General features: G+C 50.1%; 19 protein-coding genes. 8 read left to right on the top strand and 11 right to left on the bottom strand.

Annotated elements, in window-relative coordinates; genetic code table 11:
* Positions 1–2 precede the first annotated feature (2 nt).
* The 3 genes from leuC (at position 3) to OIK42_RS17985 (ending at position 3,392) form a co-directional block, all read left to right on the top strand.
* Positions 3–1,403 carry a 3-isopropylmalate dehydratase large subunit gene (gene leuC, locus OIK42_RS17995; RefSeq protein ID WP_273642495.1) on the top strand — a complete coding sequence of 467 codons (1,401 nt, stop codon included), beginning with the start codon at positions 3–5 and terminating at the stop codon, positions 1,401–1,403.
* Positions 1,404–1,406: 3 nt separating this feature from the next.
* Complete coding sequence (gene leuD / locus OIK42_RS17990; protein ID WP_273642494.1) at positions 1,407–2,018, top strand: 3-isopropylmalate dehydratase small subunit; 612 nt, start codon at positions 1,407–1,409, stop codon at positions 2,016–2,018.
* 171 nt (positions 2,019–2,189) lie between these two features.
* Positions 2,190–3,392, top strand: coding sequence for a cyclic di-GMP phosphodiesterase (locus OIK42_RS17985; protein WP_273642493.1), 1,203 nt, complete (start codon positions 2,190–2,192; stop codon positions 3,390–3,392).
* A gap of 147 nt (positions 3,393–3,539) precedes the next feature.
* Here OIK42_RS17985 and OIK42_RS17980 read toward each other — a convergent pair whose 3' ends face one another.
* Positions 3,540–4,640, bottom strand: a complete 1,101-nt coding sequence (locus OIK42_RS17980) for a general secretion pathway protein GspB (RefSeq protein ID WP_273642492.1) — start codon at positions 4,638–4,640, stop codon at positions 3,540–3,542.
* Positions 4,637–5,542: an ExeA family protein gene (locus tag OIK42_RS17975; protein WP_273642491.1), complete on the bottom strand. Its 906-nt coding sequence runs from the start codon at positions 5,540–5,542 to the stop codon at positions 4,637–4,639. The genes OIK42_RS17980 and OIK42_RS17975 overlap by 4 nt, the downstream gene beginning before the upstream one ends.
* Positions 5,543–5,674: 132 nt before the next feature.
* On the opposite strand from OIK42_RS17975, the gene OIK42_RS17970 reads away from it, so the two are divergent.
* The 5 genes from OIK42_RS17970 to OIK42_RS17950 all read left to right on the top strand — a co-directional run bounded on the left by OIK42_RS17970 (position 5,675) and on the right by OIK42_RS17950 (position 11,904).
* Positions 5,675–6,775, top strand: a complete 1,101-nt coding sequence (locus tag OIK42_RS17970) for a tRNA nucleotidyltransferase/poly(A) polymerase-related protein (RefSeq protein WP_273642490.1) — start codon at positions 5,675–5,677, stop codon at positions 6,773–6,775.
* A gap of 59 nt (positions 6,776–6,834) precedes the next feature.
* Entirely contained in the window at positions 6,835–8,061 is a 1,227-nt protein-coding gene (srmB, locus tag OIK42_RS17965) for an ATP-dependent RNA helicase SrmB (RefSeq protein ID WP_273642489.1), read from the top strand.
* A 5-nt stretch (positions 8,062–8,066) separates the two neighbouring features.
* Complete coding sequence (gene rdgB, locus OIK42_RS17960; RefSeq protein ID WP_273642487.1) at positions 8,067–8,672, top strand: RdgB/HAM1 family non-canonical purine NTP pyrophosphatase; 606 nt, start codon at positions 8,067–8,069, stop codon at positions 8,670–8,672.
* Positions 8,665–9,804 carry a radical SAM family heme chaperone HemW gene (gene hemW, locus OIK42_RS17955; RefSeq protein ID WP_273642486.1) on the top strand — a complete coding sequence of 380 codons (1,140 nt, stop codon included), beginning with the start codon at positions 8,665–8,667 and terminating at the stop codon, positions 9,802–9,804. The genes rdgB and hemW overlap by 8 nt, the downstream gene beginning before the upstream one ends.
* Before the next feature lie 177 nt (positions 9,805–9,981).
* Entirely contained in the window at positions 9,982–11,904 is a 1,923-nt protein-coding gene (locus OIK42_RS17950; RefSeq protein WP_273642485.1) for a methyl-accepting chemotaxis protein, read from the top strand.
* 1 nt (position 11,905) lies between these two features.
* On the opposite strand, the gene mutT is transcribed toward OIK42_RS17950, so the two are convergent.
* From mutT to murC, 9 genes are all read right to left on the bottom strand, one after another.
* Positions 11,906–12,310, bottom strand: a complete 405-nt coding sequence (gene mutT / locus OIK42_RS17945; RefSeq protein ID WP_273642483.1) for an 8-oxo-dGTP diphosphatase MutT — start codon at positions 12,308–12,310, stop codon at positions 11,906–11,908.
* A gap of 75 nt (positions 12,311–12,385) precedes the next feature.
* Positions 12,386–15,094, bottom strand: coding sequence for a preprotein translocase subunit SecA (secA, locus tag OIK42_RS17940; protein WP_273642482.1), 2,709 nt, complete (start codon positions 15,092–15,094; stop codon positions 12,386–12,388).
* A 103-nt stretch (positions 15,095–15,197) separates the two neighbouring features.
* Positions 15,198–16,037, bottom strand: coding sequence for a M23 family metallopeptidase (locus OIK42_RS17935; RefSeq protein ID WP_374211880.1), 840 nt, complete (start codon positions 16,035–16,037; stop codon positions 15,198–15,200).
* Positions 16,038–16,236: 199 nt separating this feature from the next.
* Positions 16,237–17,148 (bottom strand): UDP-3-O-acyl-N-acetylglucosamine deacetylase, encoded by a 912-nt coding sequence (gene lpxC, locus OIK42_RS17930; protein ID WP_273642480.1) that lies wholly within the window; start codon positions 17,146–17,148, stop codon positions 16,237–16,239.
* Positions 17,149–17,294: 146 nt separating this feature from the next.
* Positions 17,295–18,452: a cell division protein FtsZ gene (gene ftsZ / locus OIK42_RS17925; RefSeq protein ID WP_273642479.1), complete on the bottom strand. Its 1,158-nt coding sequence runs from the start codon at positions 18,450–18,452 to the stop codon at positions 17,295–17,297.
* Between the two features lie 99 nt (positions 18,453–18,551).
* A complete protein-coding gene (ftsA, locus tag OIK42_RS17920) occupies positions 18,552–19,781 on the bottom strand; it encodes a cell division protein FtsA (RefSeq protein WP_273642478.1) in 1,230 nt (409 codons plus the stop codon).
* 18 nt (positions 19,782–19,799) lie between these two features.
* The gene (locus OIK42_RS17915) at positions 19,800–20,531 is read right to left on the bottom strand and encodes a cell division protein FtsQ/DivIB (RefSeq protein ID WP_273642477.1); all 732 of its coding nucleotides are present in this window, start codon (positions 20,529–20,531) and stop codon (positions 19,800–19,802) included.
* A 6-nt stretch (positions 20,532–20,537) separates the two neighbouring features.
* Entirely contained in the window at positions 20,538–21,482 is a 945-nt protein-coding gene (locus tag OIK42_RS17910) for a D-alanine--D-alanine ligase (RefSeq protein WP_273642476.1), read from the bottom strand.
* Positions 21,479–22,924, bottom strand: a complete 1,446-nt coding sequence (gene murC, locus OIK42_RS17905) for a UDP-N-acetylmuramate--L-alanine ligase (RefSeq protein WP_273642475.1) — start codon at positions 22,922–22,924, stop codon at positions 21,479–21,481. Before murC ends, OIK42_RS17910 begins: the two co-directional genes overlap by 4 nt.
* Position 22,925 lies beyond the last annotated feature (1 nt).

The following is a 22,925-nucleotide window of genomic DNA, read 5'->3' as shown; positions in this document are numbered from 1 at the left end:
TCATGGCTAAAACCTTATATGACAAAGTCTGGCAGGCCCACGTTATCGATCAAATCGGTGACGACAGCCTGATCTACATCGACCGCCACTTGATCCACGAAGTGACCAGCCCCCAGGCATTTTCCGGGCTCAACGAAAAGGGCCGCAAAGTGCGCCGCCCTGATCGCACGTTTGCCACCATGGATCACAGTATTTCCACGCGTAGCCTGGCACTCGATGCCTGTGGACCGCAAAATAAGCTGCAGTTGCAAACCCTGGCAGAAAACTGTGAGGCACACGGTATTAAGTTGTACCCTGTTGGCCACCAAAAGCAAGGGATTGTCCACGTCATGGGCCCGGAACTGGGCCTGATTTTACCCGGCATGACGGTAGTCTGCGGTGACTCGCACACTGCCACCCACGGCGCTTTTGGTGCTCTCGCGTTTGGTATCGGTACGTCTCAGGTGGAGCACGTGCTGGCCACGCAAACACTCAAGCAAAGCCGCGCTAAAACTATGCAAATTAAAGTCAATGGCAAGCTGGCAGTGGGTACCACGGCAAAAGACATCATTCTTGCCATCATTGGTAAGATTGGCCACGCTGGGGCAACCGCCCATGTGATCGAATATTGTGGTGACGCCATCGAAGCCTTATCGATGGAAGAACGTATGACTATCTGTAACATGAGCATAGAAGCTGGCGCCAAAGCAGGTTTAATCGCCCCCGACCAAACCACTTTCGATTACCTCAAAGGTCGCGAATTTGCCCCACAGGGCAGTGACTGGGATGCTGCACTCGCCTACTGGCAAACTTTGTACTCCGATGCCGATGCAACTTTTGATACCGTGGTAGAACTTGAAGCGAAAGATATCGCGCCACAAGTGACCTGGGGCACCAACCCGGGTCAGGTAATTGGTGTAACCGACCCCATTCCGGGCCCGGAAGACTTTACCGATAGTGTGGAGCAGGAGTCTGCCCGCAAGGCATTGCAATATATGGGGCTGAACGCTGGTGATAAACTGGCTGATGTAAAAGTGTCTCACGTATTTATTGGTTCATGCACGAATAGCCGTATTGAAGACTTGCGTGCAGCGGCGAAAATAGCCAAACAAGGCAAAGTGGCCGCCAATGTAACAGCAATGGTGGTACCCGGTTCTGCCGCCGTTAAACGTCAGGCCGAAGCGGAGCAGCTCGATGTGATTTTTAAAGAAGCGGGCTTTGAATGGCGCTTGCCCGGATGCTCTATGTGTCTGGGTATGAATGACGACCTGTTAACGGCAGGCGATCGCTGTGCCTCAACCAGTAACCGCAACTTCGAAGGCCGTCAGGGCCGCGGGGCAAGAACTCACCTGGTCAGTCCGGCCATGGCCGCCGCCGCCGCGTTACGTGGCAGCTTTGCCGACGTCAGAGATTTTCAGGAGTAATTTATGACCCAGACGACCACAGGTATCTCAACTCTTACCGGCACTGCATGCCCGCTGGATCAGGCCAATGTTGACACCGACCAAATCATTCCTAAACAGTTTTTAACCAGTGTCAGCCGCGCTGGCTTTGGTAAGCACCTGTTTCACGATTGGCGCTACTTAGACTTACAAGAAAAAGAGCCTAACCCTGAGTTTGTCCTCAACAAACCCGACTATGCCGGTGCCAGCATACTGTTATGCCGCGAAAATTTTGGTTGCGGCTCCAGTCGTGAGCACGCGCCCTGGGCATTAACTGATTATGGTTTCAAGGCAGTGATTGCGACCAGTTTTGCCGATATTTTTTATGGCAATTGCATGAACAATCAGCTGCTGCCTATTGCCTTGCCAAGCAAGCAAATGGATCAGTTGTTCGATGCTGTTACCAACGATGCCAACGCTGAAATTACCATCGATTTGCCTGCTCAAACATTATCTGTAGGGGCAATAACCATTCCGTTTGAGATTGCAGAGCATCATAAGAACAACCTGATAAAAGGCCTCGATGCCATTGGTCAGACACTGGAACTAGACCGCAACATAGCAGAATTTGAAGCCAAACAACCTGCCTGGCTGTAACATGCCAATGCGCCGCCTGGGTGTAGCCGCTTACAATAAGTGAGCGGCTAATCGAAAATTCATTTCATCCGGGCCAACTTAGGCTATAGTTATGCGTATCAGTCCTAAAACGCTAATCCTTCTTTAGTTACATATAGCTACAAAAGGTTTTATTCATATCATGGAGAGGAAATGCTTCAGCGAATTGCTATCGACGAATTAAAACCCGGTATGTATGTTAATCGAGTTATCGATGACAAGAATAAGGTCAAGGTTCGTTCAAAAGGCGTGGTTCGCTCCGCTTTGGTCATTGACAAGCTGATTGCCAAAGGCGTCGATTTTGTTGAAATTGATACCTCAAAAGGCGCAGCACCAGAGCCACTTGAGACGCCAGCCCCCCCGGTCCCCAAAAGTGCGCCAGCCGCGCCATCTGCCGATTCTAAAGAAGCGATAAATTCTGACGGACTCGAGTCTGCCCAATCGCTGTTTAATAAGGCCAAGTCGGTGCAGCAACGTTTTCTGCAACAACTAGGCAGTGGAAAAGACGCCGATGTTAATAAGCTGACAGCCCTGACCGAACATATTATTGACGGTGTATTGGAAAACCAGGCCGCAACGGTATGTCTGTCGATGGTTCAGCGCGGCAATGATTTACTGCTGGAGCATTCATTGAACTGCAGTATTTATATGGCGATTCTGGCCGAGGCCGCCGGCTTCGACAAAGAAGCGGTAGAACATGCAAGTCTCGCCGGACTGCTTATGGACACCGGCATGGCAAAAATCCCCCGCGAGCTGTGTATTCCGTTTGCCCAGTTAAGCACAACAGATGCCTTGATTTACCAAACTCATATTGATGAATCGCTTGCGGTGTTGCAGGGCAATAGTGACATACCCCAAGTCATCAGCACTATCATCAGTCAGCACCATGAACGGTTGGACGGCACTGGCTATCCGCACGGTTTAAAGGGCGATGAGATTCATCCCCTGGCGCAAATAGCGGCCGTTGTAGATGAGTATTCACAGCTTGGTATGCCAGCTCCCTTTGGCAAAGCCTATCCCAATAGTAAAGTACTGAAGTCCCTGGCACAGAACAAAGGCCTTGATCAGTCATTAGTAAACCGACTTATCGGCGTGTTAGGTGTGTACCCTATTGGCTCCTTGGTAAAACTGCAAAGCGGTAAACTGGGCATTATCAGTCGCAAGAATCCGGCAAGTTTGCTGCACCCTCAGGTAATGACCTTTTACAGTATTAACAGCGGTAATTTTCAGGAAATCAAACGCATTGATTTAGCCAAAAGTAACGATGAGATTGAGTCGAGCATTGGTCCCGATGAGTTCTCTATTAACCTGCCGAAGTTTTTCTCAGAAGTTTTTATTAATCAGGTGGATAACTAGGGCCTGTAAGTGGTACGAGGACAGGGTAACAGTCGTACTGGTGAGTATACTTCAGCGCCTTGCGGCGCTGCCTGCTATGGGCACAGGGGCTGGCCTGAATGGCCTGAGGGTGACAACCTCAGACCAGCTCTGAGCCACCCATAACGATTACCAGTCGGTTAGCGCCGCCATCGCAAACACTTCACCCTCAAAACGCAGGATAACCCGTTGCGCTTCAATATTGACTATCTGTACGCGATCGCTAATCCAGTCTCCTTCACTCTTATCCTCACCATTCACCCGTAACCAGCGATCGGCCGGCCGCGACGCGTACATGTGGGCACTGAAATCCATCGAAGGCAAACGGGTGAGTAACCGTGCAGGCAGTTGATCAACACGCTGAATATCGTCATGAATATTCACTACTGTGTCATTATTGATAGGCTCACCACGCTCCTCTTGCTGCTCGAGATCCGACATCACTTTGTTAAATCGTGCCATCAGTTCCGGCGACACCGCCACGTCTTTTTCGGGAGCCTCGGCGTTAATTTGTGTGCCGGTAGTTGCAGCTAATTCATCAGCCACCGGGGCCGACGGCGAAACACCATTTTCGGCGGTATTGACGGGGTTGTCCTGGCGATTTGGCGACGTCTGAGGGCCGGCCGGTAACTCACTCTCACTGACATCCTGCTGCTGACGCTGAGGCGCTGTCGCTATCTTTTCATTAGTCTGCGCAGGCGTATTGTCAACGCTGGCTGCAGGTGAGGGCGCGCTGTTAATCCGGGTCGCTGGTGTTGGATACCGCGTTGACTCGGTCGGAGTCAGTGCTTGCGATAAGACCTCTGGCAACAGCGCTAGTGCATACCCTGTTGCTGCCCCGCCAAGGGCCATAACAATGGCCAGCACAGCGGGTTTCACGCCGCGCTGCCACCAGCCCGGCAAGCCACTAACCGACGGTAAAAACAAACTGCGATTAAACTGATCGCTAATGGCACTATCGGTTTTTTGCGCGCGGGTATCAAACTGGCCGCGCAAAAGTGCCTGGGTGGGCGTTTGCTCGGTGGTCGACAGCGGTATTTCCTGACATATTTCCACCGTTTGATCCGGGTCGTACTCAATTTCCTGTACGCCCATTTCAATTAACCCCTGAATCATTGCCGGGCTTGAAATCAAACCTGACTTATTGATTTTTACCGGGCCATTTTGCGCGGTCACACGCACAATCATCATGCCTGGTTCAGCCTGCTCAATGGCAATTATGCGGGTCATGCGCTCCCCCACAGGTAACCACCAATTAAGGCCGAGCAAAAAATAGCGGCGTAAATCATAGTGCGCGGGCCGCGCAGCCGTTGTTCTACAATATCATCACCCAGAATTTGCTGCGCCGCCGCTATAAACAAGTGTCGCTTAACAACCGGTTGTTGCTGAGTAAACGCCAGTGTCATCGCGCGGTCACAGAGTAAATTAATCACCCGGGGAATACCCGCTGTAACCCGGTACATAGCCCGAACAGTGGCTTTACTGAATACGCTGATATCGCCATTTGCCACACTCAAACGGTGGTTCACATAGGCTTTCACCTCATCGGCATTAAGCGGTAACAGGTGGTAGCGGGCCGTAATGCGCTGTGCCAACTGACGCAGTTCATTGCGCTTGAGTAATTGTTGTAGCTCAGGCTGCCCAATCAGCACGATCTTCAACAATTTTTCGCGGTTGGTTTCTAAATTGGTGAGCAGACGCAGTTGCTCCAACACCTCAGGCAATAAATGCTGGGCTTCATCAATCATGAGTACCGTGTTCTTGCCGGCGCTGTGATTAGCGGCCAGCTTTTTTAAAATCATGTCAGTAAAATATTTAAGACTGGCCTGCTGTGGATCGTAATCGAGGTTTAGTTCATCGCATACTGTGGCGAGCAGCTCAATGGCCGACAACGTAGGGTTTAAAATCATTGCCACTTGCGTTGAGTCAGGCAATTGCTGCAATAACTTGCGCGAAACGGTGGTTTTGCCGGTGCCTACTTCACCGGTGAGCATAACGAAACCGCCACTTTCCCGTAAACCAAACGTCAAATGCGCCAACGCTTCTTTATGGCGCGGACTCATATACAGGTAATCCGGATTGGGCGCGATAGAAAACGGATGATCCGTTAATCCAAAATATTGTAAAAACATGACTTACCGAGTGGTATTTCCATATGTCAGGTAAACTATCAGACTACTGATTTAAGTCAACAACCCCGTGTTTTCAGTGCGCTAGTCGGGCATAATACCGACTGTTGAATTAATGCAGGTGGGTAATAAGTTATGCAGGTTTATCTGGTGGGTGGCGCAGTGCGTGATAGCTTACTGAAGCGCCCGGTAACCGATCGCGATTGGGTGGTGGTAGGCGCCACGGCAGACCAGTTAATCGCCCAGGGATATACCCAGGTAGGCAAAGACTTTCCGGTGTTTTTACATCCTAAAACCCAGGAAGAGTATGCATTAGCCCGAACGGAGCGGAAAACCGGCAGTGGCTACGGCGGGTTTACCTGCAATGCCAGTCCACATGTCACACTTGAAGAAGATTTGCAGCGTCGGGATCTTACAATTAACGCCATGGCGCAGGATAGTAATGGTGAGTTGATCGATCCTTTCAATGGCGCAATTGATCTCGCTGACCGCGTATTACGGCATGTTTCAGACGCATTCAGCGAAGATCCCCTGCGTATATTCCGCGTCGCACGATTTGCCGCCCGGTACGCGTACCTCGGTTTCAGCGTGGCGCCGGCTACAATGACATTAATGCAGCGCATGAGTGCCACGGCGGATATTCTTGCACTCAGTCCTGAACGGGTATGGCAGGAAACCCGGCGCAGCCTGATGGAAAGATCGCCACAGATCTATTTCGATATCCTCCAGCAGAGCGGGGCGTTGTCCGCCTGGATGCCAGAGCTCAGTCCGCTGCGCCAGGACAGTGAGCGCGCTGCTATGTTGCAACGCGCCGCTGACTCAGCGCAATCATTAGAAACGCGTTGGGCAAGCTTACTCTTTGCATTACCGCAACAGGATATTCAGGCCCTGCAAACCCGACTAAAGGTCCCTAATCAGGCCGCTGACAACGCTCAACTGGCGGCGCAGTTTATCGGCGACGTGGCACAATACTGCACCGACAGCGAGTGGTTACTGAACCTTTTTAATGTCTGCGATGCCTGGCGACGCCCTGAACGCCTGGAGCGCCTGCTAACGCTGCTCCCCATAGTTTATGCCGAAGACGCCAGCCGTTATCTCAGTGTTATAAAGGCCGCATTGGCTGCCGCCCAGGCCGTGGATGTCCAGCAGATAATCAGCGCAGGGTTTAAGGGACCCGGGATAAAAGAACAATTAACCCAACAGCGTCTCGAACAAATCAGCCAGGTAAGCACATAACCGCGCGTTTCACAGAATTAATGCTACAATAGCGCCATTCCTTTGAAAGACCTTTTTTTATGACATTCGAACAGTTAGAACTCGATGAGACCTTGTGTCAGGCATTGGCCGAAATGGGCCTGACCCGCCCGACGACTATTCAGACTATGGTGATCCCCCCGGCAATGGAAGGGAGAGATATTCTGGCATCGGCCCCAACAGGCACCGGTAAAACCTTAGGTTTCCTGTTACCGGCGTGTCAGTTTTTACTCGACTTTCCGCGTCAGCAGCCCGGTGCCACACGAATTTTAATCTTAACGCCAACACGGGAGCTGGCGCTGCAGGTTTATGAACAAGCCGTGGCCCTGACGCAATTTGCCGATCTGATATGCGGCGTGATCACCGGCGGCATTAATTATGGTACCGATAAAGACACCCTGAGTCAGAACCTCGACATACTGGTTGCTACACCTGGCCGGCTGTTTGAACATATCGACCAGGAATCAGCCGACTGCCGCGACATAGAGTGCCTGATCCTCGATGAAGCCGATCGCATGCTAGATATGGGCTTTTCCGGCATCGTTAATCAAATTGCCTCTGAGGCCCGCTGGCGCAAACAAAATATGCTGTTTTCGGCCACACTCGAAGGCGCCGGCGTGCGTAATTTTGCCAAGGAACTGCTCAATGAACCTGCCATCATCGAGGCTGAACCACCGCGCCGCGAAAAAGCAAAAATACTTCAGTGGTATCACCTGGCAGACCATCTCGAGCATAAATTAGCGCTGCTGGAGCGGATACTACAGGAGCAAATCACTAGCGCCGTGGTGTTTGTTAAAACCCGGGAACGCTTGCAGTGGCTCAGAGAGCGACTGCAAAGCGCCGGTATCGACGTATGCTATTTGCAAGGCGAAATGCCGCAGGATAAGCGTATTGCAGCGCTGGCCAGCTTTAAAACCGGCAAGGTATCCATTCTGATTGCCACGGATGTCGCCGCCCGCGGTATCGACGTACCTAACGTAAGTCACGTTATTAACTTTGATATGCCGCGTAAAGCAGACATTTACGTTCACCGCATTGGTCGAACCGGTCGGGCAGGCGCTAAAGGCACGGCCATTTCCTTAGTCGAAGCCCATGATTTTGAAATGATAGCCAAAGTTGCCCGCTATACCGGTGAGCCGATGAAAGCCCGTGTTATTGAGGGCTTGCGGCCGCAACACAAAGCCCCTGCTGCGACGTCTAAAAAGAAAAAGCCCGGTAAAAAGTCTGCCAAAAAAGGCAAAGCAAAAACCGCCAAAAAGAAAAGGTAACGACCATGAGTTTCCCGCATAAGATTGTGCTGGCTACCGGTAATGCCGGTAAAGTAAAAGAGTTTGCCAGTTTGTTTGCACCGCTTAATATTGAAGTGCTGCCACAAAGTGATTTTAACGTAGCCAGTGTGCCCGAAACCGGAACGACCTTTGTTGAAAACGCCATTATTAAAGCCCGTCATGCGGCTCGCGAGACCGGATTACCGGCCATTGCCGATGACTCTGGCCTGGTGGTGAACGCGTTAAACGGCGCGCCGGGCATTTACTCTGCCCGCTACGCCAGCGCAAACGCGACAGACAGTGATAATATTGACCACTTGTTAGCAGCTTTAGGTGATGACGAGCAAGCTCGCGAGGCCCATTTTCAGTGCGTACTGGTCATGATGCGCCATGGCGACGACCCTATTCCGCTTATTAGTGAAGGTCGGTGGCAGGGCAGCATTACCCGTCAACGCCACGGTGAAGGCGGTTTTGGTTACGATCCGGTATTTTATGTCGACGCATTTAAATGTACCGCAGCGGAGCTTGAGAAAAGCCAGAAGAACAGCGTCAGTCATCGTGGCCAGGCCATGCAGAGTCTGTTGAAGCAGCTTTCCCAATCCTATGCGTAATCCACCGCTGGGGTTGTACATTCACATTCCGTGGTGTGTTCAGAAATGCCCTTACTGTGATTTTAACTCCCATACACTAAAGCAAGGCTTACCCGAGCGGGAATATATTGCTCATTTGCTGGCAGACTTAACCGAGGATGCCAGACTTACCGGCGACCGCAAGGTTGAGACGGTTTTTATAGGCGGTGGCACGCCGAGCCTGTTCAGCCCCGACAGTATTGCCTACTTACTTGCTGAGGCACGCCAGCGCGTGCCTTTTGCAGCGGATGCCGAAATTACCCTTGAAGCCAACCCCGGCACCATCGAAGCGGCGCGCTTTAAAGGTTATGTGGAGGCAGGGGTAAATCGGTTTTCGATTGGCGTGCAAAGCTTTGAGGCTAAACACCTGACTACTTTGGGGCGGATCCACGATCCCCATCAGGCCCATTTTGCTATTGAACAAGCAAAGCAAAGCGGCGTCACCAGTTTTAATATCGACCTGATGCATGGCCTGCCCGACCAATCTATCGACAATGCCCTGAACGACCTCAACGAAGCCATTAGCCAGCAGCCAGCGCATTTATCCTGGTATCAATTAACCATTGAGCCCAATACGCCTTTTTATTCAAAGCCGCCAACCCTGCCCGACGACGACATTCTGTGGGAAATTCAGTCTCAGGGGCATAAGTTATTGACCGCTGCCGGTTACCAGCAGTATGAAATTTCCGGCTACAGTAAAGCGCAATTCCAATGCCAGCATAACCTCAACTATTGGCGCTTTGGCGATTACCTCGGTATTGGTTGTGGTGCGCACGGTAAGATCACTAATACACACAATGGCACTATCTCCCGAACAGTAAAAGTAAAACATCCGCGCGGTTATATGACGCTTGACCGTGCCTACCTTGATACAGCCAGCAATGTGGCCTCTGAGGATTTGGCATTCGAGTTTTTTATGAATCGGTTTCGCCTGGTAGAGCCCTGCCCCATCGTCGATTTCAATGCCTATACCGGCACCAGCCTCACCCGTGAACAGACGCAGGCACTTAATAAAGCAATCGCGCAGGGCCTGTTAACGCAATCAGAGACTCACTGGCAGGTCACGCCTCATGGCAGACGCTATCTTAATTCATTACTCAGCGCGTTTGTCTGAGCGATATTTTCCCCGCATTAATTAATCGTCGAAAAACTAGCCGTTTAGCGATTTTATTCTAAGCTTCTTTAACAGGGATAATGGGTGCTATGCCAGTTATCTTTGAATCAAAGCTGGCTGGCCTATCCGGTAGCGAGCCTTTGAACTGCGCAGTTGGGAGTACTTGTCGGAGTTACTATGTCAATTCAACGTAAATTTTTTATTGCCATTGCGGTGATCATTACAGGCTTTTCGATCATCACAGCCATCATTACCACGCTATCCTCGTCATCAGCGATTTCGGAGCAAATCGCTGCACAGAAACAACAAACGGCCGACCGCCTTAGCAATATTCTCACCGTCACCGACGCGTTAATGCACGAACGCGTAGTAAGCAGTATGAAACTGCTCAAACAACGAGGCAATGAGCTGGGTATTCCGTCCCAGGGCAACGAGATACAGGTTAAGCAAATCCCCGCGAAGCAGCTTTTCCTGGGCGAGAAACCCCAGGCCAATGACTTTAGTCTTGTTGATGGTTTAACCAGCGTAATGGGAGGCACCGCCACCTTATTCAGCAAAACAGGCAATGATTTTATCCGCGTCAGCACCAATGTTATCAATAATGGTGAACGTGCCATTGGCACCAAGCTGGCGCCACAAGGCAAAGCCATGGCCAGGATCCGAAACGCAGAGCCCTATTATGGCGCTGTTGATATACTTGGCAGTCCTTATATTACCGGTTATGAACCTATGTTTGATGCGAACCAGCAGGTCATTGGCATATGGTACGTCGGCTATTCTGCCGATCTCAATGTGCTGGAGCAAGCGATTGCCCAGAGCCGGTTGCTTGACGACGGTTTTGTTGCCATCAAAGACAGTAAAGGCAACCTGCGTATGCATTCTGCGCATATTTCTAGCGAACAAGCCGGGCAAATTCTAAACGCCCCTGGCGATGAGTGGGAAGTTACCGAAGTGCCGTTTACCTCCTGGGGATACACGATCATTCTGGTGGCATCTAATGATGAACAATCAGCGTTAGTGACGACCGCCTTATTGACCGTGCTGGCTAAAATCATCCTGGCCAGTGGTGCTCTTCTTGCGACTCTGTATTTCCTGATTAACTACATTGTTGGCAAACCATTGAATGAGTTTATCACCGTAGTTAAAAGCCTTGCATCGGGTGACGGTGATCTGACTTTTCGTTTCGACGCCAGGCGCAGTGATGAATTTGGCCAAATGGCCGGAGCCTTCAATGCATTGTTGTCGCAGCTTCAGGATACCCTGCAAGGCGTCAGCAGTGCCACGGAGACTATGCATGAGCAGTCACGCCAGTTAAGTGCAACAGCCAGCCAGTCTAGTTCCACGGTTTCTGCCTTAACCCAGGAAACCGATGCCATTGGCGAGGCGCTGGCCACCCTGCAGCGAAATACCCAGGCGGTAACCGAACATCTGCATCAATCCAATGATGCTGCCGGCGCGGCTGATTCTGACACCCGCAAAAGTGTCGGTGTGCTGACTGCGACCATTAAAGATATAGAGGCCCAGGCCCGGGATATCGATACCTCAGTACAAGTCATCAGTGAGCTGGCTCACGCCAGTGAGCAAATAAGCGGCGTGATGGATGTAATACGCAATATCGCTGAGCAAACTAACCTGCTGGCGCTGAACGCGGCTATCGAAGCGGCCAGAGCCGGCGAGCAGGGACGCGGCTTTGCCGTTGTCGCCGATGAAGTGCGATCACTGGCCAGCCGCACGCAGTCTTCGACAGAGGAAATCAGGGTCATGATAGAACGGCTTCAACAAGGTAGTCGTGACGCGACAGAGAATATGCAGAAAAACAAAGACAATGCATATGCAACAGTGGCGACCACTCAACAAGCAGGACAGTCGTTAGAGCAATCATTGCAAGCAGTTGCCACTATTACTGAGCTCAACCAGCAAGCCAGTAATATGGCCGGTAATCAGGCCACCATCAGTGAGCAGGTTGCCCAACGCTTAAGCCGGATTCAAAGCGTTGGTGCTGAAAATTATCAATATGCGCAGCAGGTTGCACAAAAGTGTACCGAGCTGGTTGATGAAATCGCAGGTATGCAAAATAAGCTGAAACGTTATCGTTTTTAATTTATCGAAAAGTGGTACGCAATTGTTCGATGATTTCCCGGTTAGCTGCCGGGAAATCCGCTATGTCTATGTCGGCTAACGGCAGCCACTTACCTGACTGCCCTTCAGCACCGGTAGGCTCGCCATCAAACCCGGTGACCGCAAAGACAAAGAGCCGCACACACTTGTCACCGTAATCATGTTCAATGGTTGTCAGTGGCTGTGCCTGGGTAACCGTTATGGCTACCTCTTCCATTAACTCACGGGCCAGCGCCAGTTCAGCCGCTTCACCGGCTTCTATCTTACCGCCCGGAAACTCCCACTTGCCGCCCTGGTGTTTATCCGTTGGGCGCAAACAGACGTAGGTTTTTTGATCGCGCAGAATCACACCCACTGCCACATCAATATAGTTTACCTTGGTATCCATTATCTCATTCCGGATAGAACAAAGCCGGCATGCACAGGCATGCTGTGCAGCCGGCCTGACATTAAAAAAGTTCGGTTACTTTAATTTACCGTGACACTGCTTGTATTTTTTACCCGAACCACAGGGGCACGGATCGTTGCGACCTACTTTAGGGCCATTACGAACTTCAGTTTGCCGGCCGTTCGCTTCCGCAGCCGGGTCGCTTTCTGATTCGGCATGCTGGAAGTTCTTTGGCACTTCGTCGGCCTGACGGCGCTGCTCTTCAACTTTCTCAACATCCGACTCAGCACGCACCTGAACACGGCTAAGAATGGTAATCACTTCCAGCTTCAGCGCTTCAAGCATATTGGAAAATAGCTCAAACGCTTCACGCTTGTATTCCTGTTTAGGGTTTTTCTGCGCATAACCGCGCAGGTGAATACCTTGTCTTAAGTGATCCATGGCGGCTAAATGCTCTTTCCAGCTACTGTCTAAGTTTTGTAGCATCACCGCTTTTTCAAACTGACGCAGCACCTGCTCACCCACCATGGCTTCTTTCGCTTTATAAGCCTTGTTTAATTCGTCCAGAATTTTCTCGCGCAGCTTTTCTTCGTAAAGCTTATCGTCGTTATCAAGCCATTCCTGGACCGGCGCAGACACGGCGAAATCCGCTTTAAGACGCTGCTCTAAACCTGCGACATCCCACATTTCTTCCAGTGACTGAGGTGGAATGTATTCATCCACCACACCTTGAATCACGTCTTCGCGGATCGCCTGAATAGTTTGACTGATATCACCTTCGTCGAGTAATTCATTACGTTGCTCATAGATCACTTTACGCTGATCGTTGGCCACATCATCATACTCAAGCAGTTGCTTACGAATATCAAAGTTACGCCCTTCGACTTTACGCTGGGCATTCTCGATAGCGCGGGTAACCCAGGGGTGTTCGATGGCTTCGCCTTTTTCCATGCCCAGACGTTTCATCATACTGGCCATTTTTTCTGAAGCGAAAATGCGCATTAACGCATCATCCAGTGATAAGTAAAAACGTGACGAGCCTGGATCGCCCTGACGGCCTGCACGACCCCGTAACTGATTATCAATACGGCGTGATTCGTGACGCTCGGTACCTATAATATGCAGGCCACCGGCACTAAGGACTGTCGCGTGGTCTTTTTCCCACTGCTCTTTGATTTTCTGTATTTGCGCTTCGGTCGGCGACTCAATTTTCTCGACCTCTGCCTGCCAGTTACCACCCAGGACGATATCCGTCCCGCGACCAGCCATATTGGTGGCGATGGTTACCGCGCCGGGACGACCTGCCTGGGCAACGATATCGGCTTCCTGAGCATGGAATTTTGCATTAAGTACTTTATGGGGGATTTTGTTCTTTTTAAGCACGCTCGACAGCAGCTCAGAGTTTTCAATCGAAACCGTGCCCACCAGCGTTGGCTGGCCGCGTTTAACACAGCGGCGAATGTCTTCGACAATTGCCTCGTACTTTTCCTGCGCTGTCAGATAAATCAGATCGGCTTTATCATCACGCACCATTTCCCGGTTAGTCGGGATCACGACTGTTTCTAGACTGTAAATATGATTGAATTCGAAGGCTTCAGTATCGGCGGTACCGGTCATACCCGAAAGCTTTTCGTACAGGCGGAAATAATTCTGGAAAGTAATGGAAGCCAGCGTTTGATTCTCATTCTGAATCTTAACGCCTTCTTTCGCTTCAACGGCCTGGTGTAAACCTTCTGACCAGCGACGGCCTTCCATGGTACGGCCGGTATGCTCATCGACAATAACGATGTCGTTTTCTTTAACGATGTAATCGACATCCTTGGTAAACAGCTTATGCGCCCGCAATGCGGCATTGACGTGGTGCAGTAATGAGATATTGCCGGCATCAAACAGTGACTCTTCCTGCGGTAGCAAACCCTCGCGCTTTAAAATTTCCTCAACGTGAATCTGACCGTTTTCGGTAAGGTGGATCTGTTTGGCTTTTTCATCGATTGTGTAGTCGCCATCACCAAAATTATCTTCTTCGTCTTCTTTATCCTGACGTACTAACTCCGGAATAATTTTGTTGATGCGTAAATAGAGTTCAGAGCTATCTTCGGCCGCACCGGATATAATGAGCGGCGTCCGCGCTTCATCAATCAGAATGGAGTCAACTTCATCGATCACCGCATAATACAGTTCGCGCTGAACACGGTCCTGCGGACTAAACGCCATGTTGTCGCGTAAATAGTCGAAACCGAATTCATTGTTGGTTCCGTAAGTCACATCAGCCAGATAGGCCTCACGCTTTTGCGCTGGCGCCATGCCGGGCACATTACAGCCAACAGTCAGGCCCAGAAACTCAAATAAATCACGGCTCCAGTTTGCATCCCGCTTGGCAAGGTAATCGTTCACCGTAATAACGTGAACACCACGGCCGGTCAGGGCATTAAGATAAGTGGGCAGAGTAGACGTCAGTGTTTTACCTTCACCGGTACGCATCTCGGCTATTTTACCTGAGTGTAATACCTGGCCACCTAACATCTGCACGTCAAAGTGGCGCATACCGTAAACACGTTTACTTGCTTCGCGCACTATCGCAAATGCTTCGATCAGGATATCGTCGAGCGTGGCGCCGTCCTGCAGACGTTGTTTAAACTCTGCCGTTTTTTGCTTGATCCCAGCATCATCAAGCGCCTCATACTCCGCCTCCAATGCATTGATGGCATTGACGTGCTTTTGTAATTTTTTTAATAGTCGGTCGTTACGACTGCCAAAAACTTTTCTGAGGATGCTTGCAAACATTATGTTGGTATTTCCACTGCTGTGATTTTATAAATAACAAACATCCTTGCACCGCAGGGATGTTTGTCGCGTAACATTTGATTGGCGTAAATAGAGGCCTACGTTACTTTTTGTATACGTAAGAAAGTGGATCGACTTTTTTGCCGGCTTTTATGACTTCATAATGTACATGCGCGCCTGTTGAACGTCCCGTACTCCCCATTAGTGCTATCGCCTGGCCTTTCGTCACCAGATCGCCTTTTTTCACTAACAGAGTTTGATTATGGCCGTAACGCGTCACTAAACCGTCGCCATGTTCAATCTCTATGAGATTGCCATAGCCATAGCGCTCGCCAGACCAAGTCACAATTCCAGCTGCCGTGGCGACCACATCGTCGCCTGTTTCACCGGCAAAATCTAATCCACTGTGCATAGCAGGTTCGCCCGTAAACGGGTCTTTGCGTATGCCATAGTAGGATGATAACCATCCCGTCTCTATCGGGCGCCCTGATAAACTCACCTGTGAGTCTATATGGTGCCCGGTAACCAATCTTTCAAGTGCCGCCAGTTGTTGTGCTTTATGCGTCAACTCACGACCTAATTTATCTATCGGCGTTAATAGCCGCTGTTCTTCCTGTTCGAGTTGTCTGGCAACCGTGTCAGAGGCCAGCCCGAAATCCATGATTGACTGCTCGTCGATGCCAATTGCTTTTGCCAGCACCAATGTTTTTGCATCGATATTATCCAACATCCCTTGCATAACACTTAGTTGTTGCGTTAGCGCTTTAACCTGTTCACTGGTCGCCGCTTTCAACGACTCCACTTCCTGTTGCTCAGCAGCTAATACATTTTGCGCGATTTTAACACGGGCGAGATCTTCAACTGAGGAGTCAGTAGAACGACTTGAAATAAGAACAAACAATGAAGATAACACGGTCAGACTGACAATAGAGCGGACACTCATTGTGCGCCTGAAGCGTTTGTTTTTACTGATAAATGTTACTGTAAGGTTCATTGCCTGTTCTTAGTAGCTTGGCAAACTGCCTTGCATACGTGATTTAATCATTATTATATTCAACACGAGCTTGCCGCTATTCTAGCGGCATTTACACCCATTGAACAACAAAAAGCCGCCACGAGGGCGGCTTTTTATACTAATCTGTTCATACTAAAGCTGGTTGTGCGTAACGAATCGGTGCTTCATCCTGCGACTCATAGGTAATATATTCCCAGCAGTCCTGGCGTTCCAACACCGCATTGAGTAATTTATTATTGAGTCCATGACCGGTTTTATACGCAGCCAGTTCACCAATAATGCTATGACCACCTAAATACAGATCGCCAATTGCATCGAGTATTTTATGCTTTAAAAACTCATCGTCGTAGCGCAGTCCCTCTGGATTAAGCACGCGATAGTCATCTAATGCGACGGCGTTTTCCATACTGCCACCGAGGGCCAGATTATTAGCATTCATGTATTCAAGGTCGCGCATAAATCCAAACGTACGAGCACGACTGACTTCGTTTACATACGAACACGAATCGAAATCCATCACCATGTGCTGACGCGTCTGGCTAATTACCGGATGTTCAAAATCGATTTCAAAATCAACCCGAAAGCCATTATGAGGACGTAGCTCTGCCCACTTATCGCCGTCTTCAACGCGTACCGTTTTTGTCATCCTGATAAAACGTTTCGGCGCATTGAGCTCTTCTATACCGGCTGATTGCAGTAAAAATACAAACGGGCTGGCGCTGCCATCCATAATTGGCAATTCGTTACTGTTTACTTCAACGATAATGTTATCAATACCCAGGCCGGCCAGGGCTGAAGCCAAATGCTCTACGGTGTGAATGCTCACACCGTCATCATTATTTAAACACGTACACAACATCGTGTTACCCACCGCGTTCGCACGCGAGTGAATATCTACATAAGGATCAAGGTCGATACGCCGAAACACGATTCCCGTATTCGCAGGCGCTGGCCGGAGAGTCATGGTGACCTTATCTCCTTTATGCAATCCTATCCCAGTTTCCTGGACAGCATGTTTAATTGTGCGTTGTCTAATCATGGGTCATCAAAAACCTAACCTAAATCGGCCGAGCATTATAGTTAGCCAGTACTTACTTGTCAAAATAACTGGTTAAAATACAACCAGCAATCTCGTCAAGTATGCGGCCAGTGTAAATTAACCTTTACCGTAAGCACCTTGAGTACTTAATCTGCCTGTTTGCGCAGGAAAGCGGGAATGTCCAGATATTCCAGATCGTTGCCTGGCTGTGCATTCTCATCTGCCTTAAGTGCCTGATTGCCATCAGTACCGCCCACTGAGCGACTTTCGCTACTGGACTGGAACTCACGAGCAGAGGTGCTTAACCGTGAACCTTCAGTGCTCACTAATGAGATATCAGGCTTACGTTCAGCGCCAATACCTGTCGCCACAACGGTTACACGCAACTCATCGGTCATATCCATATCAATAACAGTACCAACTACGACCGTCGCATTCTCTGACGCAAACGCTTTGACCGCATTACCAACCGTCTCAAATTCATCAATGGCAAAATCAGGACCAGCAGTGATATTCACTAAAATCCCGCGCGCTCCAGACAAATCGATATCTTCCAGTAACGGACTGGCGATAGCTGCTTCGGCGGCTTCCTCGGCTCGATCCGGCCCCGACGCAGCACCGCTGCCCATCATGGCTTTACCCATCTCGGACATCACTGTTCTTACGTCGGCAAAGTCAACGTTGATCAAACCTGGTCGCGTGATTAGCTCAGCGATACCCTGCACAGCCCCACGTAACACATCATTTGCCGCGCTGAATGCCTGCAGCAGTGGAGTGCCGGGACCCATCACTTTAAGTAGTTTTTCGTTCGGAATGGTAATCAACGAGTCAACGTTGTTGGCCAGTTCCTCGGTGCCCTGGTTAGCAAAATCAGTACGCTTTTTACCTTCGAACGGGAACGGCTTAGTAACAACGGCCACCGTTAAAATTCCCATTTCACGGGCAATCTTCGCTACCTCTGGTGCAGCACCTGTACCCGTACCACCGCCCATACCTGCGGTAATAAATATCATGTCCGCGCCTTCAAGCGCCTGACGAATGGTTTCGCGATCTTCCTGCGCAGCTTCTCGCCCTTTGTTGGGATCGGCGCCAGCGCCTAATCCTTTGGTAACATTTGAGCCAATCTGCAATGTGACATCTGCCGATGAACTGCGTAATACCTGCGCATCGGTATTCACTGCAATAAACTCTACGCCTTCAATGCTTTGAGACACCATGTGCTCAACTGCATTGCCACCGCCGCCACCGACGCCGATGACTTTGATTACGGCTTCTTCACCGTGGCTATCCATCAATTCAAACATACTTACTCTCCGGTTTTGTACGTCTTCTAACACTTCGATTTACACAACATTATTAGCAATCCATGCTGTTTGTATGTAAATCCAAGCGCCCCCTATAAATTAAAATTCACCTTTGAACCAGCTTTGTACGCGTTTAAACAAGCTATCGCCTGTGCGTTGCTTACTGGTCTTCTTATTGTCGACTTGCATTTTTCCATACTGAAGCAATCCTACCGCAGTCGCAAAACTCGCGTCATCGGTATATTCAGATAACCCAACTATGTTAAGCGGATTACCAACTCGCACCGGCATTTGGAAAATTTCTTCTGCAAACTCTACCGCGCCTTCCATTTTGGCAGTGCCGCCGGATAGTACTAATCCGGCTGCAATCTGCTCTTCGAAGCCACTGGCTTTAATTTCTTTGTGTATCAGTTCAAACAATTCCTGATACCGAGGTTCTATGACCTCTGCCAGAGTGTGACGTGACATTACCCTTGCCGGGCGACCACCTACACTTGGCACTTCAATACTTTCTTCCATGCTAACCATGTCTTTTAGCGCACAGGCATAGTTAACTTTAATTTCTTCGGCATTGCTGATTGGCGTTCTGAAAATCTTCGCTATGTCGCTGGTAATCTGATTACCCGCTAACGGAATAACCGCAGTGTGACGAATTGCACCATCAGTAAAAATAACGATATCAATGGTGCCAGCACCAATATCCACCACACAAACGCCCAGTTCACGCTCGTCATCGGTCAGCACGGCATAACTTGACGCCAACGCTGAAAAGATTAATTGATCGGCATGTAACTCGCACCGCTCAATGCACTTCACTAAATTTTTGGCCATGTCATCAGCGCAGGTGATTATGTGCGCTTCAGCTTCCATACGAACCCCTGACATACCGATAGGGTTTTTAATGCCTTCCTGGACGTCAATGGTAAATTCCTGCGGCAGCACATGCAGTAACCTGCGTTCAGCGGCGATGGGTACCGAGCGTGCTGCATGAATCACATTGTCGACGTCTTCCTGCGTCACTTCCTGATTATTAATCGGTACCATGCCACTTTCGTTCTGACACTTTACATGTCGCCCTGAAATAGACATAAACACTGACGAAACCTGACAATCGGCCATGAGTTCCATTTCATTCACAGCACTCTGGACCGACTTAACCACCAGGTTAAGGTCATTAACGCCGCCTTTATCCATACCTTTGGCAGCATGCGTCCCAACCCCCACGATACTAATTTGATCATCGTCAAGTAACTCGCCGAGGACTGCTTTGACCCGGCTGGTGCCGATATCGAGCCCTACAATCAAATTACGTTCTGCCGGTTTGGACATAAATTACTAATCTCTTTTTTAACTTTTGTTCTGGTTATTGTCTGTATCAGGTTGCCAGCCTACGGCTAGCCCTGTGTCGTATCGCAAGTCTACATAACTTATCGCCCTGGGTTGTTCTTCCAACAATGGATAAACATCTACAAAACGCTGCAGACGGTCAATAAACTCCTGACGTCCCAGGTTTATTTCAACCCCGTTGTCCAGCTGCACTTGCCACGCATAGCGTTCACTTAACGACAACTCTTTGATTACAAGATCCCGGTTGCGAAGCAGTTTCTGCATCGCATTGAACCCTTCCAGCGCGGTTCTCTCGCTGCCACCCGGACCAAATAACTGCGGCAATCCAAGTACTTTACCTTCGGCGTTAAAACTCTCGCCGTAGGGGTTCAATATTAAATCTTCGTTCCACCTGGCTACGGGCGTTTGCTCTACCAGATAAACTTTCAGCCGGTTAGGCCATTGTTTGCGCACCGACGCCCGATAAACCCAAGCCTGTTGCTCCAACAATTGGTGGATCTCATTCACATCCAGTGCAAAAAAACTGCCGGGTTGCGAACGCCTGATTAACCGTTCGAGTCGTAAAACGTCTAATTGTTCAAACTGCCCAGAAAAATCAATAACCTGCACTGGTGCCTGTTGCTCATCCTGCATCCACTGGAAGGTCAGTACACTACCAATGCCTAGCAGCACGACCACCACGGCTAAAAATGCAATGCCGCCCCATGGCGCCTGACGCTGGTCAGCTGACATGGCGCATTACTCCATACTCGTTGCCAGAATAGCCAGCACCAGCTGCGAAAAACTAACGTTCGCGGCGGCGGCCGCCTTGGGCACCAAACTCTTTTCTGTCATACCAGGCACTGTATTCGCCTCTAATAAAAAGAATTCGCCGGTTAGCTTATCCTGCATCACGTCCACCCGTCCCCAGCCACTGGCTGACAACGCGTCAAATGCCTTTGTACAAAGTAATGCCAGGCGCTGCTCGTCTTTATCTGACAAACCGCTTGGGCAATAATACTCGGTAGTATCATCCTGGTACTTCGCCGAGTAGTCATAAAATATATGCGGGGTTGACATGCGGATCGACGGCAACGCCTTACCCTGCACAACTGCAACGGTAAATTCCGGGCCTTCGATATACTGCTCTAACAGGACTTGATTATCATAATTAAAAGCGTCCTGTATTGCAGTCGCGAGTTGTTTAGCGCTAGTCACTTTGGCCATGCCGATGCTCGAACCTTCCCGAGCGGGCTTAACCATGACTTTTCCCCCTAATTTATCCATTATAGCGCCGCATGATCCAGCTTCAAAGCGACTTTTCACAGCAATTTCATATTTCGCTGTTGGCAGTTGTAAACACTGCCAGATTTGCTTGCTGTGAATTTTGTCCATAGCCAGTGCAGAGCCCAAAACACCGCTTCCGGTGTAAGGGATCCTGAGCAATTGTAAGGCGCCCTGCATGGCACCATCCTCACCACCACGACCATGCAACATGATGAGCACGCGGTCAACTTTTTTATTAATTAATTCAGTTAGTTGCTCTTTAGCAGGGTCGAAACCAATAGCATCGACGCCGGCCGACAACAGTGCGTTGAGCACCGCTTCACCAGAGCGCAAAGAGACCTCTCTTTCTGCAGAGTCACCGCCATACATGACAGCAACCCGGCCGTATTCCCCGGCACTATAGCAAGTAAAGGTCATAGGTTCCCCTTATGCATTTGATCTGGTACGAGGCCGCCGTTGGCCAGTCGTTTCGCTAATTGACCGACATTGCCCGCTCCCTGAGTGAGCACGATGTCGCCCTGACGCAGTTGATTGGCTAAAATTGCCGGCAGTTCATCATGGTTACTCACATAGACGGGCTCAAGCTGACCGCGAGCGCGGATTGACCGCGCCAATGAGCGGCTATCGGCACCTTCGATAGGTTGCTCACTGGCCGCGTAAACGTCGAGCAACAACAAACAATCCACCTGTGATAGCACTTCAACAAAGTCTTCATACAAATCGCGGGTGCGGGTAAACCGGTGAGGCTGGTAAACCATTACCAGGCGATTGTCTGGCCAGTTTGATCGGGCCGCGGCAATCGTTGCTGCCACTTCAGTCGGGTGATGGCCATAATCATCCACCAGTGTCACATCACCCGCACTGGTATCGAATTTACCCAGTATTTCAAAACGACGACCAATACCGCCAAAGCTTTGCAGCGCATCCTGTATCGCCTGATCCTCGATGTCTTCTTCACTTGCCACCGTGATTGCGGCCAGTGCATTGAGCACATTGTGCTTTCCCGTTTGATTGAGCACGACCGGTAATGGCGGTCGCTGCGGCCGGTGCACGGTAAAGCTGGTCTGGCCAAAACGAAAGGCAATATCCGTTGCGTATACATCATTTTCAGCATTCAGCCCGTAGGTCAGTACACTGCGACCAATTCTGGGAATTAACTCACGTACCACCGGGTCGTCACCACACACTACCGCCTGGCCGTAAAATGGCAGGTTGTGCAAAAACTCTATGTAGGTATCGGTCATTTTGCTGAAATCACCGCCATAGGTTTCCATGTGATCAGCTTCGATATTGGTGACTACACTCATCATCGGTTGCAGGTGTAAAAATGACGCATCGCTCTCATCGGCTTCAGCAATTAAATAACGGCTGCTGCCCAGGCGTGCATTGGTGCCGGCGCTGTTTAGCAGCCCGCCAATGACAAAAGTAGGGTCACGTTCGGCTTCAGCAAAAATGGTTGCAATTAAGCTTGTCGTAGTAGTTTTACCGTGAGTGCCTGCCACTGCAATACCGTGACGAAAACGCATGAGTTCGGCGAGCATTTCGGCGCGCCGAATAATCGGAATACGTTGCTCACGGGCAAACTGAATTTCCGGGTTGGCCTCGTTGATTGCACTGGAGACCACCACCACATTGGCACCGGCGACATTGTCGGCATGATGGCCAATGGCGATATCTGCGCCGAGCTGGGTTAAGCGTTCTGTCATTGCGCCGGTCTGGATATCTGAACCGGCGATGTTGTAGCCTTCATTAAGCAGGACTTCAGCAATTCCACCCATACCAGCACCGCCAATCCCGACGAAAAAGATCCGCGTCACTTTGCGCATTTGGGGGCTCTGAAAAGGCGTTTCCAATACCATA

It is taken from the genome of Alteromonas gilva (assembly GCF_028595265.1).
Lineage (GTDB): Bacteria > Pseudomonadota > Gammaproteobacteria > Enterobacterales > Alteromonadaceae > Alteromonas > Alteromonas gilva.
The sequence above is the reverse complement of the archived record's forward strand: the minus strand, read 5'-3'. Positions and strand labels throughout refer to the sequence as shown.

What these genes read in the sequence shown, in the direction of transcription:
- ftsA (WP_273642478.1), bottom strand. Translation starts at nt 19,781, where the DNA reads ATGTCCAAACCGGCAGAACGTAATTTGATTGTAGGGCTCGATATCGGC.
- OIK42_RS17970 (WP_273642490.1), top strand. Translation starts at nt 5,675, where the DNA reads ATGCAGGTTTATCTGGTGGGTGGCGCAGTGCGTGATAGCTTACTGAAG.
- OIK42_RS17980 (WP_273642492.1), bottom strand. Translation starts at nt 4,640, where the DNA reads ATGACCCGCATAATTGCCATTGAGCAGGCTGAACCAGGCATGATGATT.
- OIK42_RS17910 (WP_273642476.1), bottom strand. Translation starts at nt 21,482, where the DNA reads ATGACCTTTACTTGCTATAGTGCCGGGGAATACGGCCGGGTTGCTGTC.
- lpxC (WP_273642480.1), bottom strand. Translation starts at nt 17,148, where the DNA reads ATGATTAGACAACGCACAATTAAACATGCTGTCCAGGAAACTGGGATA.
- OIK42_RS17950 (WP_273642485.1), top strand. Translation starts at nt 9,982, where the DNA reads ATGTCAATTCAACGTAAATTTTTTATTGCCATTGCGGTGATCATTACA.
- murC (WP_273642475.1), bottom strand. Translation starts at nt 22,924, where the DNA reads ATGGTATTGGAAACGCCTTTTCAGAGCCCCCAAATGCGCAAAGTGACG.
- secA (WP_273642482.1), bottom strand. Translation starts at nt 15,094, where the DNA reads ATGTTTGCAAGCATCCTCAGAAAAGTTTTTGGCAGTCGTAACGACCGA.
- ftsZ (WP_273642479.1), bottom strand. Translation starts at nt 18,452, where the DNA reads ATGTTTGAATTGATGGATAGCCACGGTGAAGAAGCCGTAATCAAAGTC.
- OIK42_RS17915 (WP_273642477.1), bottom strand. Translation starts at nt 20,531, where the DNA reads ATGTCAGCTGACCAGCGTCAGGCGCCATGGGGCGGCATTGCATTTTTA.
- leuC (WP_273642495.1), top strand. Translation starts at nt 3, where the DNA reads ATGGCTAAAACCTTATATGACAAAGTCTGGCAGGCCCACGTTATCGAT.
- rdgB (WP_273642487.1), top strand. Translation starts at nt 8,067, where the DNA reads ATGAGTTTCCCGCATAAGATTGTGCTGGCTACCGGTAATGCCGGTAAA.
- leuD (WP_273642494.1), top strand. Translation starts at nt 1,407, where the DNA reads ATGACCCAGACGACCACAGGTATCTCAACTCTTACCGGCACTGCATGC.
- OIK42_RS17985 (WP_273642493.1), top strand. Translation starts at nt 2,190, where the DNA reads ATGCTTCAGCGAATTGCTATCGACGAATTAAAACCCGGTATGTATGTT.
- OIK42_RS17975 (WP_273642491.1), bottom strand. Translation starts at nt 5,542, where the DNA reads ATGTTTTTACAATATTTTGGATTAACGGATCATCCGTTTTCTATCGCG.
- srmB (WP_273642489.1), top strand. Translation starts at nt 6,835, where the DNA reads ATGACATTCGAACAGTTAGAACTCGATGAGACCTTGTGTCAGGCATTG.
- hemW (WP_273642486.1), top strand. Translation starts at nt 8,665, where the DNA reads ATGCGTAATCCACCGCTGGGGTTGTACATTCACATTCCGTGGTGTGTT.
- OIK42_RS17935 (WP_374211880.1), bottom strand. Translation starts at nt 16,037, where the DNA reads ATGAGTGTCCGCTCTATTGTCAGTCTGACCGTGTTATCTTCATTGTTT.
- mutT (WP_273642483.1), bottom strand. Translation starts at nt 12,310, where the DNA reads ATGGATACCAAGGTAAACTATATTGATGTGGCAGTGGGTGTGATTCTG.